This window comes from Candidatus Methanoperedens sp. (assembly GCA_012026795.1).
Classification (GTDB): Archaea; Halobacteriota; Methanosarcinia; order Methanosarcinales; family Methanoperedenaceae; genus Methanoperedens.
Genome location: VEPM01000038.1, coordinates 1 through 18773 on the forward strand (window position 1 = coordinate 1; position 18773 = coordinate 18773).

Here is an 18773-nt window from a genome sequence, read left to right on the forward strand (position 1 = left end):
TCCTTCCTGTGGTCTTATCATGGGAAGAGATCAGGTATCTGCGATATTAATCGAGAATAGCCCAACCAGTACGGTAGGAACTACCGGAATTAACGCCCGCCAAGGACTACTCAATAGAGGGTCAATGCAACGGGACGCTCCGCGGCTTTAGCCCCGAGCAGTTCACAGGCGCAGTCAAGAATTTTTACGGCGTAATTGAAAACTTCTTTCCTGGGCAGGCAATTATTGAAAAGCATGAAGTATAACGGTGGTTACCAATTCATAGGTTCACCATTTAAACTTAACTATTTTTTATGCTTGCAGTAAACCAATGTAACTGTTACAATACTGTAAAAATAGGTCTATAATTATTAGTGTTCACTCCCCATTATATTTTAGCCATAAATGTAAGTGGAGGAGTGAACATTGGAATTTAATGTAGATAGGCACGTAAAAACCTATTGGGACAAATTTATCAGTCTTACCTATTCAAACAATGAAGAGTTTACAGATGCAACCTTCAAGAATAGTGTTCGAGCATCAAAGTTTCTGGAAGGATTAGATCTTGACCCTATAATGCCTGAAATCAACAAGCATTACACTGTTAAAGAAGGAGTGGAAACATATCCAAGAAAAGCAATGGTAAAGACATTTATCTGGAGAAACATAAAGACAATAAAATATTTTACGAAAGAGGAGAGATACTTAAAAACACATCCTGATGAGGCATTGGAATTGGGTTTCAATATTGATCCGGATGGCAACGTCATTATTCCGGATCATGAAACTTTAAGGCATTTCGAAAAAGTTAGAATGGGTAACAAAGGCATGGATGCGATAATGCAGCTTTTTTGCATAAAAGTTGTAGATACTGGCAACAAATTGGATTTAAAAATTGGAAAATGTACAGGAACAGATAGTACTCCGATCAAGACGCATAACGATCCTGATGGAAAATACAATGGATATTATAAGAAAGAGATGATGAAAGCACAAATAACTATGGATTATGAGCATAATATTCCTCTGGCCAAAAAGGTGTGTGGTGGAACAGAAAGTGATGACCCTTATCTTGAAGACATGCTCCGGATGACCGCAGTATCTGCCAGGATGAACATGGAGGAGACATGGTTTGATGGCGGTTATAATAGTAACAAAAATATTGCGTTTGTTCATGTTGAAATGGGTTTGATGTCACATTATCATATTGACAAGGATTGGAGAGAAAATGTAAAATACGAACATAAATTTAATGGAAAAACCTACTTCTACTCCCCTGAAAAGGAGATTAATTATCTTTATAGGAAAAATTGGCAAGATCCAAAATATAAGAAAGATGCTTCTCTTGAATATATGATGCAATTTCTTGTCAAAAAAGGATTTCATGATCCTGTCGCTATGTATTTCAGGAATGAATATATGCAAAAGTATGAGGAATGTCCGGATAATATTCTTGATCTTTATCATAGAAGAAACAGCAACGAAGGAATCAATAGCTATCTGAAAGACCATCTTGAAGTTGAAATTCACTTGAATGGCAAAGGTATGAAGAATATTGATCTTCATGTGACAGAGTGTTGTATTGTCATGCTGGCAGTAGCATTTACACGATTGCAGCATGGAATAAAAGAAAATCTTTCTTCAGTTGTATATCTCACATAGGAGGTGAATAAAAATCTACCAATCGTTTCAAGGGGGTCTTGGTAACCACCATAACGAGACATGACCAATAGGAATAATTTATTATCTCAAAAAAGTATAATAAACGTGAGAAAACATGATTTTAAACTTCCAGCTTACAAATGTGGAATCAAAGGTTTATTCAACTGCTGATGATATTCGAAAATACAAGAATATCAATATAAATTATGATGTAAATCTTAAAAATCCATCATTAGTTTCCCAGAATACACCATTTGGAGAAAAATCAGTATTAAGGGTGGAATACACTTTTGCCATCAATTATCTTAGCCCCAATATCGGTCACATCAGGTTTGAAGGTGCGACGGATTATTACAGCGATGGGGATTTAAAAGCCCTGAAGGAAAAATGGGACTCAGGAAAAGCTCCGGGGGACATCCAGAACGAGCTGGCAAACACAATGGTTGCAAATCTTGCGCCTCTTGCGTTACTACTCTCAAAGTCGCTTGGTCTTCCTCCATCTATGCCTATTCCGGTAATCAATTTCCAGCAGCAAGCACAGAAGAAGAAGGAAGAGCCGACTTTTTATCATGGGTAAGAGCTCTTATTATTGCGGTCATTTCAATTGATGGATTTGATTTGGCCCCATCCTTCCCACCCCGGAATAAATTCCGCAGTATCCATGCCTTCGGCTTTGGATTCTGTAGAGACAGTCACTACGCTCGGAATCGAATTCCGAGGCATCATGGCGCAGGTGCATGAGGGTTTCTATCGAATATTGCTATTCTGCGTATATCGACACGATAGGGGCACGAGGTTTGTATGAATCTTGGGCGAGGCGGTTTATAAATTAGTGAACTTACAGCTATTGAATCGGTTGGTGAACTTGCGATAGACTCCAAATACGTGTAATTTGTACGTAGCATAAAGCTTATATACAATAAAATGCTTTAAGATAATACGTACATAAAATACGTATATTCAAAAGGTGATTAAATGAATGGAAAACAAAAATTGACTTTAAGCGTTGAAAAAGAGCTTGTAGAGACAGCTAAAAAGTTAGGTGTGAACATTTCTGAGATTACTGAAACTGTATTAAGACATATATCAGAGACAGAAACTAAAGAAGTTGTAACTAAAGAAGAAGTGGATATTGCATATAAAAAATTATTTGATGCAATGCTACCTGCCATGAAGAAGTTCGGTTCTGTCGTTAAAGTTGGAGTAGCAATGGAAGCGAACCGTGATATAGAAGGAAGATTATATGTTGATCCCATAGGGGATGTGGATCTTTTATTAAACGGTGAACTTTGTATTCAGGGGGTAGATAAAACGCCAAAATTTGAAGAAGTTTCTTTTTATCCTCCAAAAGAAATTCTTTCAAACTATATCGACTCTCTCACAGAAGCTTCTGAAAGAAATAAAGAAAGACTAAAGGAACTGGATATTTTTCGTAGGGTTATTGAGGCACTAACCGAGACGACTATATCAAAGTATCCTGAAGAGAAGAAGATAGAGGTATTGAGGTGAATTATGGCAATAGAAATAATATCTGGAGGAATAAAAATATGAAGAAAACAACAACTAAAGAAATGTTTGAAATATATAGAAAATATGCATTAAAAGATGGTGCACAAGGTTCAGCCCCGGCAGGTACTCGTTATGAAGAACACATTATTGATATGTGGACGGACGATGATGAAGCTGAAGATTTTAGAGTTCAGAGTACTGCTGCTATGAAAGACCTTATTGAAAGTATCAATGCTGAAAATCTGACGACAGAAGAAAAGATTTACATTGCTCTAAAAGTTGGGATGTTGATGTAACGTTTAAGCAGGAATAACTGCAACTGTTCAAGAATTCAATGTTAATTGAAATATTTGTATGTAGGTAAACATGGTAGCGGAGTTATATATATGTCCAGATATTCTAAAGCAAGACAGAAAGCCAATCATAGTAAAAATAGAAGATAGACATGGAGATAAGTACATCGCTGTAAATCCGAAATATGAAGACAAATTCTTTAATTTGGCGCAAAGGGACTTTGTTGTCCGCTTTACGGGGTTTTTTTCAGAAAAAAAATATAAATATGTAATGAGAAAAAGAAAAATAAGATTGGTAGAACAAGTAGAACACCACATAAAATATAAAGAAGTAGATGGATACGATGAAACAGCATGGCTATCTGTGGCTGAGCATGAAAGAGTTCACTCCAAAAGAACACTTTTAGATGAATTAGGTATTCATGGGAAAGAACGCCATAGGCTTACAACGAACGCATACAGACGTACTGAGAAGACCAAGACATGGCAGCAAAGAAATCGCATTGAGTTCACTACGCATGTCAACCCAGGCTGGTTCATTGTAGAAGAGATCCGGTATTATCCGACAACTGGCAATATCAGCACCATGTCTCGCTTTAAAAAACCAAATGTATAGTTCCCCAAAATGGTTGAATAGGAATTCCGAAATCACACATTAAAGAATATATTGGTAAAAAGAGATTACTCTATAATTATAAAAAATAAATATGTCAATTAGCTGAGGGACTTATTTCTTTGCATCAAATTTCACTATTTGCCCCCTCTGTTTGTTATTTCATCCGTGCCCAAATTTCTCTGCCAAGATCGTCACTCTGATTTAAGCCATTCTAACGGATGCACGAGAACGTCCTATTGGATGCAGTCACTAAACCCCGGACTTAATGTACAGGGCCTGTAGCTAGTGTTTCTGTCTAATAATTCTCCATCGTAGCCTTCACGCTATTTTTATACTCATCTTTGAGCGAATAGACGTTATGGTCACCTTTCACGTCAATTCTCAAAATGCCAAGCCTTGTATTCATAAGACCGACCATTGCTGAAATCCCCCTGTAATTGACGTCGAACCCCTGTGCCTTAAGAAGATCAAATACATTCTGGGTAGTGTAGGGTTTCTCATTAAGAAATAATTTCAAAACTGACTTTCTGATACCGGTTTCATCCCTTGCCAGATATTTTGTAAGTCTTGTTTTCAGGTCTTCATTTTCTTTTCTGGTCAGTGAAACCACCAAATCCCATATTCGATTTTTAGAGTTTATACCTTTCCATTTATCAAAGCGGTGTTTTTTCTACTACCATTCCGTTTTTCATGGGATATCTCTCAACTACTGATACTTTACATCCGTTTTTCTTCAATTCACCTGCAAGATCCTCTGCTATCCACCACGCAGTATCAACAATACCATGCTTCTCAACAAACATTTCATCCTGTACTCCTGCCTCTTTCAAGAAAGACATGCAATTTCCTTCGATAACGCCATAGACAAGAGTCCCGTCTTCAGTAACCTCATCAAAATTCCGTGCGGATTTTTTTGCTATCCGCTTAAATCTTTCCCGCATCTGCACTGCGTCCTTGAATCTTGAAGAACAGAAATGCAGCCTGTCAAAATCAAGGGTTTCTGCAAATTCTTTACTTCCAAGTGCTGCACAGGAAGTATCATTAACAGGCACATATCCCTTTTTCTTAAGTTCAGCCAGGTTTGTTTCTGAAAATTCAAGCTCATTCAGGTTCAGGAAACCATCAACTTCCTTTAATAATGAAATTACTCCGCTAAGGTCGCAGGTTATTGCCGGGACTTCGATCCCTGTTGAGATACCCATTTTATGTGCTTCAATGATAGGGACCTTATACATGCGGTCAATATTTTGAAGCATATTCCGGGGAGGATGGAACCTGATCTCATCTAAACCTGCTCTTCTTAACGATTCAAGTACATTTTTATCCGGGGCAAGGGCTGTATAAAGATGAATATGATGTGATTTCCCAAAATTATTTTTCAGTAACTTAATATAATGAACCACCCGGTCTAATCTTAAGAGCGGCTCCCCGCCTGTGATTCCTGTACCGAGGGCGTCCATTGAAATAGCCTCTTCTATCAGGTCTTCGTCCGTATTAACCGGTCTTTCATTTGCAAATATTTGATCCTTCTCGCGCCGTTCATTTGAAACCGGGCAATAAAAGCAATTCTTTCCGCATATTCCTGTAACAAAGAGGACCATTTTTGCCCCTTTATAACATAAGCGGCATCCTTCGGGAAGGAAATTGAAAAAAGAACCGCTATTATCTTTTTCCATGTATTACTTACTGCGGGTTATTATAAATTCACCCATTTCATTGAGCTTCCTTTTGGCGTAACTTTCATCAAAGTCCTCGATCTGTCGTTTTGCAAGATCTATCTCTTCTATTGCTACGTTCTTTGCGTTTTCAATCGACTCGGAAACAAGATGCATGAGTTCCCCGTTATTGCATTTCATCATTCTTTCGATTGATATCCCGGAATTAATAGCATCAAGCAGTACAATGGATGGCCTTCCCATAAAAAGGTCTTTCTTCACAGGCTTACCCAGGTCATCTTCCTTCGAAATACAATCCAGTATGTCATCACGTATCTGGAAAGCAAGACCAATGTGGTTTCCGAATTCCTTGAGCTTTTTTATCTGGGTTTCATCTCCTCCTCCAACAAGAGCACCAACTTCTGCTGCCGAACTGAAAAGTGATCCGGTTTTCCTGAAAGCAAGGTCAAGATAACTTTTTTTATCCTTTGCAAACTCCACAAGCTCCATTGCTTCGCCTTCCCCCATATAGAACAGTGAATCCGCAATAGCATGGATAAGCCTAGGATCACGTGCTGCGATCCTGAGTGAAAGCGCTGCAAGGATCTGTACTGTCAGTAGAGCCATATCATTGCCCCAGAGCGTATGGACTGTGGATCTTCCGCGTCTTTTTTCAGATTTATCGATCACATCATCCAGTACGAGTGATGATGAATGAATCAATTCAATAGATGCTGCTGCAAAGCAGGCTTTTTCGGCTGTACCGCCAACTGCTTCGCTGGCAAGTGTCACAAGAGCCGGCCTGATGCGTTTTCCTTTTGATAATATGGCATAACTGACAGCTGCGGCGAGTTCAGGAGGTTTTATATCCATAAGCAGGTTTGGCATTTCTCCGTCCACCAGTCTTGCGCGCTGTGCCAAAAGTTGCTCAATGTCCATTATTTACACTCATCTCCCGAATACATAAAAAGGATTTCTATTTCGAAGCATATTTCTTCCTAACTTTAACTACTCATAAATAGATTTTATCTTTTATTTTGAGGATCCCGATTGATTTATGATGATAGTTCTTTCTCCTATATCCAGCTTACGCATTCTATTAACGGCTTCATTTATCCTGTCCACAGATTGTGTTAAGGCGAATCGTACATACCCTTCGCCATATTCTCCGAATCCGATGCCGGGCGTTGCCACAATTCCTGCTTTTTCAAGAAGCATTTTTGAAAAATCACCTGCTTTCCCATTTACATGTGCCCATACGTAGAATGTAGCTTTTGGCGGTTTTACATCAAGCCCCAGTTCCTCCAGGCCCGTAAGGAGAGCATCGCGCCTTTCCTTATAAATTTTATTCATGTCATGCACACAATCCTGGGGGCCGGTGAGCGCTGCGATCCCTGCTTCCTGGATGGCTTCAAATGCTCCTGAATCCACATTCGTTTTGACCTTTCCGAGACCAGCCAGTATCTCCGGGTTCCCAACTGCAAAACCAAGTCTCCATCCGGTCATATTATATGTTTTTGAGAGTGAATGCATCTCGATCCCGACCTCTTTTGCACCGCTGGCATTCAGGAAACTCGGAGCTTTATATCCGTCGTAGGTCATTTCCGAATAGGCATCATCATGTACTACTATGATCTCAAATTCATTTGCAAAATCCACAACTTCTTCAAAGAACTTTATGGATGCAGTTGCAGATGTAGGATTATTGGGATAATTCAGGAACATGAGCTTTGCCTTTTTTGCTACATCCTTTGGTATAGCATCAAGGTCGGGCAGGAACTCATTCCCGGCAAGTAAGGGCATCTTAAAAGGTTTAGCACTTGCAAGGATAGAACCGATATTATACACAGGATAACCAGGATCCGGAACTAAAGATATATCCCCTGGGTTCAGGAAAGCAAGCGGAATATGGGCTATGCCTTCCTTTGAACCGATAAGAGTGAGAACCTCGTCTTCAGGATTTAAGGTTACGTTCATTACTTTCCTATACCAATCTGCTGCCGCTGCCCTGAAAGATAGCATACCTTCATAAGAGGGATACCTGTGCCTGGCTGAGTTGTTCAGGGATTGTTTCATCGCATCAACAATATGTGGCGGAGTAGGCATGTCAGGGTCGCCTATTCCAAGGTTAATGACATCAACACCCTTTTTTATGATCTCGGCTTTTGCTTTATCGATAGCGGCAAACAAATAAGGTGGTAATGAATTGATCCTGTCAGCGTACTTAATCATGGGGCTTTTTGATGTGTTTAAGGTATATAATATATGAGCTTTTTATTTTGTGAACTAAAAAACGAAACAAAAGCGAAAAATTTTTATCCCGATTGAATCAATTCACCTTAAGATAGTCTGCAATATGTGATTTCGATTTGGATAAAGAGGATAGATATGAAAGGTGGAATTAAGAATAAATTGCTAATTGAATTGCTGGTAGCCTTTGTAATTGTTAATATTTCTACTGCTGGGGCTTATAATACAGGTCCTTACCCGGGGAATAGTTTCGTTGACCCGTCAGTTCAAATAAATGTCAGTGATTTCTCTATTGGTTCCGAGACTTATGTTGGCCCGTTCACTTCATTCTCCGGAGAATATGCCCATATAGGCAGTTACAGCGATTTTCAGGACGGCGTCAGCAATTCCGGAAATATAACTGTTAAAGATGATGCTGTGATCGCTCATGGGGCAGATCTTGTTGGAGAAGTAGAAATTGGAAGCAAGGCATTTATTGGATTTAATACACTTATCAAAGATTCAAAAATTGGCGATAATGCCTATATCGGAATCGGAAGCAAAATAACGGGTATTGACATTCCCCCTGGAAAATCAGTGCCGGAAGCAGCAGTGATCGATAGTGCAGATGATATTGAAAAGCTTAAAAACGTTACAGAAGAGCAGGAAGAATTTGTTCAGGAAGTAATAAACGTAAATAGAGTCCTTGCGATAGGGTATACCAGGCTATTCGAGAAGAGTGGTGTATCGGCATTTGGTAAAGTCGGCCCTAATGGGGATGGTGATATATTATTGGAGGGAAAGGATATCCTTGCCCGTAGTGGAAGTAATGAACCTGTTATCGGGGCTGGATCAGTTATTGAGTCAGCCCGCATAATCGGGGATGTTTTCCTTGGTGAGAATAGTAAAGTCAAAAGTGGGACATCTATCAGGGCAGATGAAGGGATTCCCACAAAAATTGGGAAGAATGCAATTATAGGCATGAATAATACATTCCATTCCTTGAATGATCAAGAGATCATTATTGGAAATGATCTTAACCTGGGAAGCGATTCAGTATTACATGGACAGCTCATTATAGGGAACAATGTCAGAATAGGTAATAATGCAGTGGTTTTTAAGTCCACGATAGGAAATAACGTGGAGATAGGTGACAATGCGATTGTTGTAGGCGTGAAAGTCCCGGATGGAACTGTAATACCTTCCGGTTCTGTGGTCTTAACAAAGAAAGATGTGAGATTATTGAATCCTGAAGCCGTTGCACCAGGCACAAGATTTGCCTCAATAACGGATTTATTCCTTGTAGGCATGGTCCCGATAGTTCTAGGCCTTGCTGCATCAGTGATCCTGAGAAAAAAAGAGCATTAAGAGGGTTTAATTTAATCCTCTTCATCTTCTTCGTCTTCTTTTCCTGCCTCAAGCAGCAATTCACCATATATTAATTTTTCAATAATATGGGAAACAAAAAGACGTTTATGATATTTTTCTATATTTTCATTCAGATGAAGCTGTGAATCGATCTGGACCCTTATCAATACGAACCTGAATTTTTCAAGGTCTTCAATTTCCAGAGATTTTATTGTTTCCAGAAAATATGGCAATTTATCAGGATCATCCACGACTTGTGCTATAATAAGAATATTATCATGGACTTTTTCAATATCCACATCCATCTGGCCTGTTAGAAGTTCCAATGTTTTTAATGAATATTTCTTATCTTTGAAAAAAATAATATCCATAATAACCACGTATTCTATATCTAATAAGTCCTATATTACCCCAGCGGAGAAAAATGGACACACCCGTAATTTTAAAAATATTTCATAAAGGAAAGATGAAAGAGTATTTTGTTAAGCCTGAGGGCGAAATGCATACTGACCTCGGGATTATAAAGCTTGGTGAACTTAAAACGAAAAACTTCGGAGATAAAATAAGTTCCCATCTGGGTGCGGAATTTATAATCCAGAAACCCCGTGCTCCTGATTTTTTTATTCATGCCAGGCGCAGTGGAGCGCCTATGATGCCAAAGGATATCGGGGTGATTATCTCAAGCACGGGTCTTTGCTCTTCGGATCAAGTGCTGGATGCGGGAACCGGTTCCGGGATACTTGCAATATATCTTGGAGGCATTGCGAAGAAGGTCATAACATATGAAGTGAGAGAAGAATTCGTAGAAATAGCCAGGAATAATATTGCTCTCACAGGTCTTTCAAACATAGAATGCAGGCATGGGGATATTATAGAAGAGATCCATAAATCGGATGAGAAATTTGATGTTATAACACTTGACACTATTGCGGCTGCCCGGGTGATTCCATATGTCCCGGCTGTCATTTATCCGGGTGGTTTTCTTGTCGCATATTCACCTTTCTTTGAGCAGGCAAAAGAGATCAGGGAGGCCATTGCAAAAACGAATTATTTAGATGTGACGACAATAGAGAACCTGGAACGTGAGATTTCTTTCACAGACAGGGGAACACGACCCTCAACCTCAAAAGTAGGCCATACGGGTTTTATTACAATAGCCAGATATTAATTATATCGGCAATTTTGGTAATTAAGAAACTTTTTGTGATTATAATATAAATATGATGCCAAATAGAATATAAAAAACCGAACTAAACAATAATAAAGCTTAAATCCGTTTTTTTTATGTGATAGTTCCCCTGCAACCAAATTTTAAATTGAATAAATAATGGAATAGTAAATCTTATTACCTATGTAATTGTTTCATAAGAATGATGAGATTTGTCTTTATCTGCATATTTTTACTATTAGGAGCAAATATTGTAGCAGCACAGCCTGTACCATCTGCTCAGTCTGTAATAACAGTTAATATTAACGAAAGTGGAGATGCGGTATGGACCATGGAAAAATTCTTTCCTCTTTCACAGTCCGATTTAAACCAATGGGAAAGTGCCATAAAAACTGGCCAGAACATGTCCAATTATAGAAATATTCCGGATTACGAAATTATTATCAAATCATTTCAGTATTCAGCAGCTAATTTCTCAAACCGCACAATGGAAATTGAGCCCTTCAATATCTCATATGATACCAGGAAAACATTTTCAGATGGGCTCGGAATTATAAGATATACTTTCAAATGGACAAATTTTTCTTATAATGATTCAGAAAAAATATATATAGGGGATGCCTTCCCCGGTGGTCTCCTCTCACCGGATAACCAGCTAGTAATCAAAATACCTGATGGGTATAATGTTACAAATGTGACGCCTGTTTATGATAAAAAGAATGGGAACCTTTTGATCTGGGATGGGACTCTTTATAGTAATCTCAGCAGCGGGGAACCAAATATTATACTCTCCCGGGAGAACGTAACAGTTCAGGCTATAGAAAATGCCGGGAATGAAAAAGAATCATGGCTGGCAAAATTGCCAATCCTGGAGATCGCCATAATTTTCCTCTCTATTATAGCATTAGCTGCTTTTATTAGATTATTGAAAAAAAGGCGTTCAGGAAAAGTCTCCACAGCAGAAATGGTATCACAGATGCCAAAAGAGATGCTTCATGAAATTTCTGAAATCCCGGGAGCATGGACACAAATTGTGGAATCTATTCAAAATCAATTTGGAAATGAATCCATAGAAGAATTGGAGAAGGCTGCAAGAGAACAGAGAATGAAAAACATGGGGCTTGATCCCAGTATTCCACTTTCCGACCTGGCAAAAGAAGACCTGGAGGATGAGGAGATGGTAAAACAATTCCTTCTCAGGTCAGGTGGACAGGCATATCAAACCGATATTGTTGAACATAGCGGACTATCAAAATCCAAGATCAGCATGGTTCTTTCCAAAATGAAAGACGATGGTATGATAATAAAGATAAGAAAAGGTAAAGAAAACCTGATAAGACTGGTTCAGTGAATCATAAATTAAGGGTAAAGAAATTATGAAAATATTCTTTGCTGGTTCCATCAGGGGAGGCCGGAGTATGCTGCCGGCTTATATCCAGATAATAGAAAAGCTCAAAAATCAGGGACATACGGTCGTAAGCGAACACGTAGCATCTGAAGTTCTTGAGGAAACAGAAGCAAAAATAACTGATGAAGAAATATGCAAAAATGACTTAGGATATATTGACAGTTGCGAATGTCTTGTGGCTGAAGTAACGATTTCCTCGATCGGTGTTGGTTACGAGATAGGTTATGCGGTATCAAAGGGCAAACGTGTTCTTTGCATTTACAGGGAGGAGACGAATGTTTCAGCCATGGTGCGTGGAAACAGGCAGATCATATCGGTCCCATATACGAATATCGAGGAATTGGAAAATATCTTCACGACGCTGAATAATTAAAAATCAAACAACGAGCTCTGGGCTTTAATTTCTTTCTTTAAAGAAATCTCCGGTCGCTCATTGTCCGGTTTTTTCTTTCCTTGTCTTTGTTCATTAATTTCTGATTTTTTCTTTTTCAGTTCAGAATTTTGATTTTCCGATTCAGAATATTGATTTTTCGACTCACTGGCTCCGAATCCTCCGAATAGTTCAACCTCATGCTCCGTTTCTTTTTCAATTAATAATTGAGCGCTTTCATATATTTTCTGGATTTTCTTTGTAACGGTCTTTGATTCGATCAGATATGCAATTTCTTCCGGTTCAAGTCCTAATAAAGCAGTGACCTGGGGAGCGTATTCATCATCTTTCATAATGGTCCTGAAAAACGGGAATAACTGTGATCGGGTAAAACTCATAGAAACATGGCAGTGTATGCCAATTTTTTTTGCAGTAGAATCCCGGACCATCCTCATCCCTTTGGTCTGTCCGAGCTTTCTCCATAACGATGGCGGCTGGTATTTTACAAAACCGCTGTTTCGATGAGACCTTGCGACCATAACACCAGCTGTCATCAGTACCCCTGCATACCTCCACATATTGTAATTCTGTCTTCTTTTCACCCTGCCAAGAAAAATTGCTGCTCTTCCAAGAGAATGATATCCCTGCGCAAGATCATGTGGTGAGGTATATTCAATAGGAAGATTTTCATCCATCCATTGTATCAGATCATCCGGGTTCTCATCAAGATGAAAAGCTGCATCATGAGCTTCACGGATATTTGTGCTCTTAAAAATTTTTGCGAGAAACTTGAAAATGTTTTCCTTGCTATCCCTTTCACCTGTACTTATATCCTCGACCTGGATAGAGGGCTTACCCTGGGCAATGGCCTGGAGATCATTTATCGCGCTTCGGATATCCCCGTTTGCATTCTCGGCAATTTTCTCAATAACTCCCGGACCGCATTTAATTCCTTCAGCCTCAACGATTCTCTTTAGCGCCGGGATCATGGAACGCGACATCACGGAATTGAACTGGATGGGTTTACATGCAGTCCTGAGGCCCGGAGACATATCATAAAGTTCATTTGCTATAAGAATGACAGGCTGGCTTGTTTTCTTGATCAGCTCCACTATTGCCCGTTCACCTCCGCGGTCAGCTGTGCCGTGGATATTGTCTGCTTCGTCCATGATGATTAGCCGTTTTATCCGTGTTCCGTCCAGCGTCCCCATCCTGGAAGCTGACCCTGCGACTTTATCTATGATATCCGCAGTGCGCTGGTCGCTTGCATTTAACTCTATGACTTCCCAGCCCATCTCCCTGACAAGAGCATGGGCTGCCGTAGTTTTGCCTATTCCTGCCCTGCCGTATAATACAACAGCCCTGTTTTCGGGAATACCGCACATCCAGGACTTAGCCCATTTCTTTAGCTCCTCTATCGGTTTATTGTGTCCAACAACGGCAGATAAGGTCTGCGGGCGGTATTTTTCAGTCCAGTCAAGGGTCATGGTTTACCTGTAGTTCAACTTATATTGCTTAAATACATATCTCTTTATCAGAATGAGACTTAATATCATCCAGCTTTTTATTAATTCCTCTGTAATGATGTCAAATTTATTTATTCCTATCTTTGCAAGTGAACTGCATGCAACAGGAACTCAAATAGGGATTATAGGAGCATGTTACGGACTTGCGCTTTTCCTTTCAACATATATATTCAGCAGGGCGGCAGATAATTATCCCCCCAAGATGCTTCTATATATCGGTTTTGTAAGTTCATCCATAACTTTTTTTATCCAGATGTTTGCATACGATCCGGCCAGTCTTGCGATTTTACGCGCTCTTGCGGGATTTAGCGCAGGTATTTACCCGGCAGTGCTTTTGCTCTACGTTTATAACCTGAAACGAAGCATCGGGAAGTTCAGTTCATTCATGCCTCTTGGCTGGGCTCTTGGTAATCTGATGGCAGGAGTTATAGCTGTATATTCAGAGATTTTCACCATTGCCTCCCTTTTGTTTGCCGCATCGTTCCTTATTACATTGACGCTTCCTGAAACCCGGGCAGGTACAAAAAAGAAAACAAATCTTTTTTCAGTTGAACTCCTGAAAAAAAACTGGAATATTTACTTTCCATTTTTTATGCGACAAATCGGGGCAAATGCCGTCTGGTTGATCTTCCCCCTGTATCTTGCCAGTCTTGATGCCAATAAATTCTGGATAGGAATAATATATATGTTGAATCCCACGCTTCAATTCTTTATTATGAGGCGGCTTGACAGATATGATAATAAGTTTCTGGTCCATGCAGGCGATCTGCTTTCCGCGGCAGCATTTATTGCTTTGATACCATTAACAATTTTTTACCAGGCGGTTCTTGGTCTTGCCCTGATCGCTTTTTCATATTCATTTCTTTATGTTGGTTCAACGAACCAGCTGATAAAGAATAATGAAGAAAAAGGAGCTGCTGCCGGATTGCTTAATTCATGCATAGCCCTTGCCTCCATCATCGGCTCATTCATAGGCGGCATAATCCTTGAATATTTTGGGTTCAGGGCTGTTATGGCAACAGGTGCTTTTTTTGCTCTTGTTGGTTATGCCATCATGCTGCTGGCTGATAAGACTCACACACCCCAAAAAAGTTCATGAGAAGCTCATTTCCTTTTTCAGTATGAGAGACTTCAGGGTGCCACTGGACACCATATAAGGGCTTTACTTTATGTTTCATAGCTTCTACTTCGCATATCCGGGAACTGGCAAGCTTTATAAAATCGGGTGGAATTACAGATACTTCGTCCGCATGCGATGCCCATACGTTTGTCTTCGGCCCAAGTCCTTTTAATATATCGTTTTCTTCAATGATCTCTATTTCAATTGCAGCATATCCACCCGCAGCGCCTGTTCTCACTGCCCCGCCATAAGCCTGCGCTATGACCTGGTGGCCGAGGCAAATGCCAAGTATGGGAAGATCAAGCTTCTTAACATATATGCTGCAATTTCCCGCGCGCATAAGTGTGGGGCCGCCGCTGAGTATCAACCCATCCGGTTTTTTTTCAAGGATCTCTTCTATTGAAGAAGTATTTTTCACCAGCTCTACTTCCTGGTCAAGATCGCGCGCAGCACGATGTATAAGATGGCAGGTCTGGCCATAGTTATTGACAACGATGATTTTTACCATTTCATGTAAAATTGTTGTCCGGGTTATTAAATAATACTACAAGCCTGATGACGCTGGAAGACCTGACACGATAGGGTGGTTCACTTCTTGAAATTTTGAACAGTAAAAGGTAAATATGTTGTGTTATAATGTAAGCCAGTCTTAAGATGTCGAAAGGAGATCCCGATGAATTTAATTAATGAAAAAATGATTGACGAATATGTCAAGAAGTTCAATTTCAGACAAATGCTAATTATTCCTGTAATACTTCTTATAGTGTCATTGTCGATTTTGGCTTATACTTCCTACACGACCAGAACGCCTGAGGGGCTTGGTGCGCCTGTGAAACTCGGCATGGAATTCCAGGGCGGAACGGCCATAACTTTTGACAGTTCAAAGACTCCTGAACAGTTAAAAGAAGAATTTTCAGCATATCCTGTTGTGCAGGCAAGGGAATATGGCGGTGGTAACCAGAGATTATTACAATTCGGCCCCATGACGGAATCCCAGGCCACAGATGTTATAAACAAGGTAAATTCCGAATACTCCAATGTAGGTCAAATAACACAAATGGGAGAAGTAGTCAGTAAATCTTTACAGCGGCAGACGCTTAACGCTATATTATTCTCGTTTATTGGAATGGCTATTGTTGTCTTCATAATATTTCGGGTTTTTGTGCCATCCATAGCAGTGGTGATTTCGGCGTTTGCCGATATTGCCTTTGCTGCGGCGATGATGGATGTATTCGGCATTGTTCTCTCTCTCGGGACTGTTGCAGCCCTTCTGATGCTGATAGGTTACTCTGTAGATACCGATATCCTTTTGACCACACGTCTTCTCAAGCGAAAGGGTGAACTGGGTGACAAGATCAAGGACGCCATGAAAACCGGTATGACAATGACATTAACGACCCTTGCGGCCCTTATCGCATTATTCCTGGTTTCATCGGGTTCCTCTCTTGTATCATCGTTTACGCGTATTGATATAATAAGAGATATTTCCGTTGTCCTTATTTTCGGTTTGATAGCAGATATAGTAAACACCTGGATGACAAATGTGGGAATCCTGAAATGGCATCTGGAAAAAACCGGAAAAACGGAAACCAGGATCGAAAAACCTAAGAAGAGGAGGCATGCAGCATGAACGATGAAGAACCTTTTTACAAAAAGCCACGAGTTCTCCTATTATTGGTCGTGATCCTTGCTTCAATTGTGGCAATGACTGTCTCTTATAAGAACGGGGAAGTGAAAGTAGGCAGTAATCTCAACTATGGACTTGATCTGGAGGGCGGTTCATGGCTGCAACTGCAGCTCCAGGGAGCGATTGTCCAGGTAAGCGCAGACGAGAGCAAAATAATTCAATCGGAATTCCAGAGGCTATTAAATGACCCTTCCGTCAAGGTCGAAGAGACCACTTTAAATTCAGTTACCTTTACAACCGCAAAACAGACCACCCAGAAAACAATAGATGGCTTCGGATTTGGCAAATCCACGATAACCCAGGCTCCAGGCGGGGGCACCAGGATCTCCCTGCAAATAAGCAGGGGATATGCCATCCAGAAATATCTTGAGAATAATCTCAATGCAGAGATAAAAATGATCCCTGGAAATATTCTTACATTTGAAATAAGAAAAACCGTGACCCAGGATGAATTGGATGCTCTGCTTAGACCAGTGGATGGGAAAGTCAATTCCTTCAAAGCCGGTGTATCATCGGAAACAAGAGAGGAAACAAAGAAGATTCTTGAATCCAAGCTCAATAACCTTGGGATGAAAGAGATCCCGATACGGACAGTTGGAGACAATTATATCCTCATCGACCTTGCAGGCGTGGATATAACCACAGCAAAGAATCTTGCTGCCAAACCAGGAAAATTTGAAATTCGGATACAGGTGAATGGCAATGAAAGTGAACATGTGCTGTATGGAACGGAAATAACACCAGGACTGCCTGAAAAACAGACCGGCGATGTATGGGGCATGTCTTTTACCCTGAGTGACGCTGGTGCAGCAGCACTCCGTGATGCTGCAATACAGTATGGAGCGGTCACAAATCGTTTAGATCATGAGCTGATAATGTTGCTTGATGAAAAGGAGATATATAGTGCTCCGCTGTCACCGGAACTGGCCAGGAACATCCAGAGCGTACCCCAGAAAGGCCTTACAGCAACAACAGGCACAGGAGATGAGGGACAAAGAGAAGCAATTGAACTCCAGATCCATTTAAGAGCCGGTGCCCTGCCTGTGAAGGTGGATGTGATAGGCGCTGGAGAGGTTTCAGCAGAACTTGGCTCCAGGTTCAAGTCCCAGGTTTTGATCGCCGGATTAATAGCACTTATATTGGTCGCCATAGTAGTTTCATTAAGATATAAGCAGCCAAACATCGTTATCCCGATGCTTTCGACATCCTTCAGTGAAGTTATGATCATACTGGGTTTTACTGTCCTTGTCGGGTTCCAGCTTGACCTACCCACAATCGCGGGTATAATTGCGGTCATCGGGACAGGTATTGACCACCTTATAATTATTACTGATGAGGTTCTTGCAGGCGGTGCAATGCCACCGGATAAGGTTTATAAATCGCGCCTAACCAAAGCATTTGCCATAATATTCTCAGCAGCTGCAACAGTGCTTGTGGCGATGTCTCCTCTCCTGATCATGGGATTTGGCGCTCTGAGAGGCTTTGCCGTAATTACCATAGTCGGTGTACTTATCGGGGTATTCATTGCAAGACCTGCATATGCCGAAGTTATCCAGAGCATGCTTGTTGAAGATACTGGCAGGAAGTTCGTAGATGAGTAAAAATACTGCACAATAAGAATATAAATAGAAAATGATGTAGTTCCAACTCAAATAAAGAACATTTTAGGCAAGAAATGAGACCTAACAATAGCTTAATAAATGAATGAATCCAAGTATGTATTATAATAGATATAGCAATTATTTAGAGCCATTCATTATGTTTTCATGCAATTTTCCAATGGTCAAACATTATTTCTAAAATCGAAAAGATGCGAGGTAAGAATATGTCAAAACTTAAAAAGCGAGAATTGGAGCGAAAAGGCGAAAAGAAACAGAAGATATTGGATACTAAATTGATGGGTGAGCATCTTGGGGATTTAACTAAAAAAGAAGTGGAAGTAGCGGAACTCCCTGAGGACTGAATTGAAGATAAATGTAAAAATCCTGTCTGGAGGTGTTAAAGAACAAAACTTGGACGTTCCATCGGCATCAACATATGAAGAGCTTCTTGAATCTCTTCATATCAATCCGGAAATCGTTCTTGTGTTCAGAGGAGGCAATCCTGTGCCACTTGATGAAAAAGTTACATCCGATAATGTTGAAATATTAAGAGTGGTGACAGGCGGATGATTACATTGGCTG

General features: G+C 40.2%; 20 protein-coding genes. 13 read left to right on the forward strand and 7 right to left on the reverse strand.

Annotated features, from left to right (window positions below; genetic code table 11):
* Nucleotides 1-405: 405 nt before the first annotated feature.
* The 5 genes from FIB07_15855 to FIB07_15875 all read left to right on the forward strand — a co-directional run bounded on the left by FIB07_15855 (nt 406) and on the right by FIB07_15875 (nt 4059).
* The gene (locus FIB07_15855) at nt 406-1641 is read left to right on the forward strand and encodes a transposase (protein NJD54324.1); all 1236 of its coding nucleotides are present in this window, start codon (nt 406-408) and stop codon (nt 1639-1641) included.
* 115 nt (nt 1642-1756) lie between these two features.
* Nucleotides 1757-2218: a hypothetical protein gene (locus tag FIB07_15860; protein ID NJD54325.1), complete on the forward strand. Its 462-nt coding sequence runs from the start codon at nt 1757-1759 to the stop codon at nt 2216-2218.
* 398 nt (nt 2219-2616) lie between these two features.
* Nucleotides 2617-3150 carry a hypothetical protein gene (locus tag FIB07_15865; protein NJD54326.1) on the forward strand — a complete coding sequence of 178 codons (534 nt, stop codon included), beginning with the start codon at nt 2617-2619 and terminating at the stop codon, nt 3148-3150.
* A 38-nt stretch (nt 3151-3188) separates the two neighbouring features.
* The gene (locus FIB07_15870) at nt 3189-3446 is read left to right on the forward strand and encodes a hypothetical protein (GenBank protein NJD54327.1); all 258 of its coding nucleotides are present in this window, start codon (nt 3189-3191) and stop codon (nt 3444-3446) included.
* A 70-nt stretch (nt 3447-3516) separates the two neighbouring features.
* Nucleotides 3517-4059, forward strand: coding sequence for a hypothetical protein (locus FIB07_15875; protein NJD54328.1), 543 nt, complete (start codon nt 3517-3519; stop codon nt 4057-4059).
* 295 nt (nt 4060-4354) lie between these two features.
* Here FIB07_15875 and FIB07_15880 read toward each other — a convergent pair whose 3' ends face one another.
* The 4 genes from FIB07_15880 to FIB07_15895 form a co-directional block, all read right to left on the reverse strand.
* A complete protein-coding gene (locus FIB07_15880) occupies nt 4355-4669 on the reverse strand; it encodes a DUF2551 domain-containing protein (GenBank protein NJD54329.1) in 315 nt (104 codons plus the stop codon).
* Nucleotides 4670-4712: 43 nt separating this feature from the next.
* Complete coding sequence (locus tag FIB07_15885) at nt 4713-5735, reverse strand: radical SAM protein (protein ID NJD54330.1); 1023 nt, start codon at nt 5733-5735, stop codon at nt 4713-4715.
* A gap of 3 nt (nt 5736-5738) precedes the next feature.
* The gene (locus tag FIB07_15890; protein NJD54331.1) at nt 5739-6653 is read right to left on the reverse strand and encodes a polyprenyl synthetase family protein; all 915 of its coding nucleotides are present in this window, start codon (nt 6651-6653) and stop codon (nt 5739-5741) included.
* Nucleotides 6654-6746: 93 nt separating this feature from the next.
* Nucleotides 6747-7946, reverse strand: a complete 1200-nt coding sequence (locus tag FIB07_15895) for an LL-diaminopimelate aminotransferase (protein ID NJD54332.1) — start codon at nt 7944-7946, stop codon at nt 6747-6749.
* Between the two features lie 156 nt (nt 7947-8102).
* Here FIB07_15895 and FIB07_15900 point away from each other — a divergent pair, with 156 nt between their 5' ends.
* A complete protein-coding gene (locus FIB07_15900) occupies nt 8103-9311 on the forward strand; it encodes a hypothetical protein (GenBank protein ID NJD54333.1) in 1209 nt (402 codons plus the stop codon).
* Between the two features lie 11 nt (nt 9312-9322).
* On the opposite strand, the gene FIB07_15905 is transcribed toward FIB07_15900, so the two are convergent.
* Nucleotides 9323-9682, reverse strand: a complete 360-nt coding sequence (locus tag FIB07_15905; protein ID NJD54334.1) for a hypothetical protein — start codon at nt 9680-9682, stop codon at nt 9323-9325.
* 53 nt (nt 9683-9735) lie between these two features.
* On the opposite strand from FIB07_15905, the gene FIB07_15910 reads away from it, so the two are divergent.
* The 3 genes from FIB07_15910 to FIB07_15920 all read left to right on the forward strand — a co-directional run bounded on the left by FIB07_15910 (nt 9736) and on the right by FIB07_15920 (nt 12260).
* Complete coding sequence (locus FIB07_15910; protein NJD54335.1) at nt 9736-10479, forward strand: methyltransferase domain-containing protein; 744 nt, start codon at nt 9736-9738, stop codon at nt 10477-10479.
* Between the two features lie 202 nt (nt 10480-10681).
* Nucleotides 10682-11830, forward strand: a complete 1149-nt coding sequence (locus FIB07_15915) for a hypothetical protein (GenBank protein NJD54336.1) — start codon at nt 10682-10684, stop codon at nt 11828-11830.
* Between the two features lie 22 nt (nt 11831-11852).
* Entirely contained in the window at nt 11853-12260 is a 408-nt protein-coding gene (locus FIB07_15920; GenBank protein NJD54337.1) for a deoxyribonucleoside 5'-monophosphate N-glycosidase, read from the forward strand.
* On the opposite strand, the gene FIB07_15925 is transcribed toward FIB07_15920, so the two are convergent.
* Nucleotides 12257-13744, reverse strand: a complete 1488-nt coding sequence (locus tag FIB07_15925) for a replication factor C large subunit (protein NJD54338.1) — start codon at nt 13742-13744, stop codon at nt 12257-12259. The genes FIB07_15920 and FIB07_15925 overlap by 4 nt on opposite strands.
* A 52-nt stretch (nt 13745-13796) precedes the next feature.
* Here FIB07_15925 and FIB07_15930 point away from each other — a divergent pair, with 52 nt between their 5' ends.
* The gene (locus FIB07_15930; GenBank protein ID NJD54339.1) at nt 13797-14882 is read left to right on the forward strand and encodes an MFS transporter; all 1086 of its coding nucleotides are present in this window, start codon (nt 13797-13799) and stop codon (nt 14880-14882) included.
* Here FIB07_15930 and FIB07_15935 read toward each other — a convergent pair.
* Nucleotides 14836-15411 carry a GMP synthase subunit A gene (locus tag FIB07_15935; protein NJD54340.1) on the reverse strand — a complete coding sequence of 192 codons (576 nt, stop codon included), beginning with the start codon at nt 15409-15411 and terminating at the stop codon, nt 14836-14838. The two genes, FIB07_15930 and FIB07_15935, sit on opposite strands and share 47 nt — an antisense overlap.
* 165 nt (nt 15412-15576) lie before the next feature.
* Between FIB07_15935 and FIB07_15940 the strand changes: the two genes are divergently transcribed.
* The 3 genes from FIB07_15940 to FIB07_15950 all read left to right on the forward strand — a co-directional run bounded on the left by FIB07_15940 (nt 15577) and on the right by FIB07_15950 (nt 18761).
* On the forward strand, nt 15577-16533 hold the full coding sequence (locus FIB07_15940; GenBank protein NJD54341.1) for a protein translocase subunit SecF: 957 nt from the start codon (nt 15577-15579) through the stop codon (nt 16531-16533).
* Nucleotides 16530-18191: a preprotein translocase subunit SecD gene (locus tag FIB07_15945; GenBank protein NJD54342.1), complete on the forward strand. Its 1662-nt coding sequence runs from the start codon at nt 16530-16532 to the stop codon at nt 18189-18191. Before FIB07_15940 ends, FIB07_15945 begins: the two co-directional genes overlap by 4 nt.
* 363 nt (nt 18192-18554) lie before the next feature.
* Nucleotides 18555-18761: a MoaD/ThiS family protein gene (locus tag FIB07_15950; GenBank protein ID NJD54343.1), complete on the forward strand. Its 207-nt coding sequence runs from the start codon at nt 18555-18557 to the stop codon at nt 18759-18761.
* Nucleotides 18762-18773 lie beyond the last annotated feature (12 nt).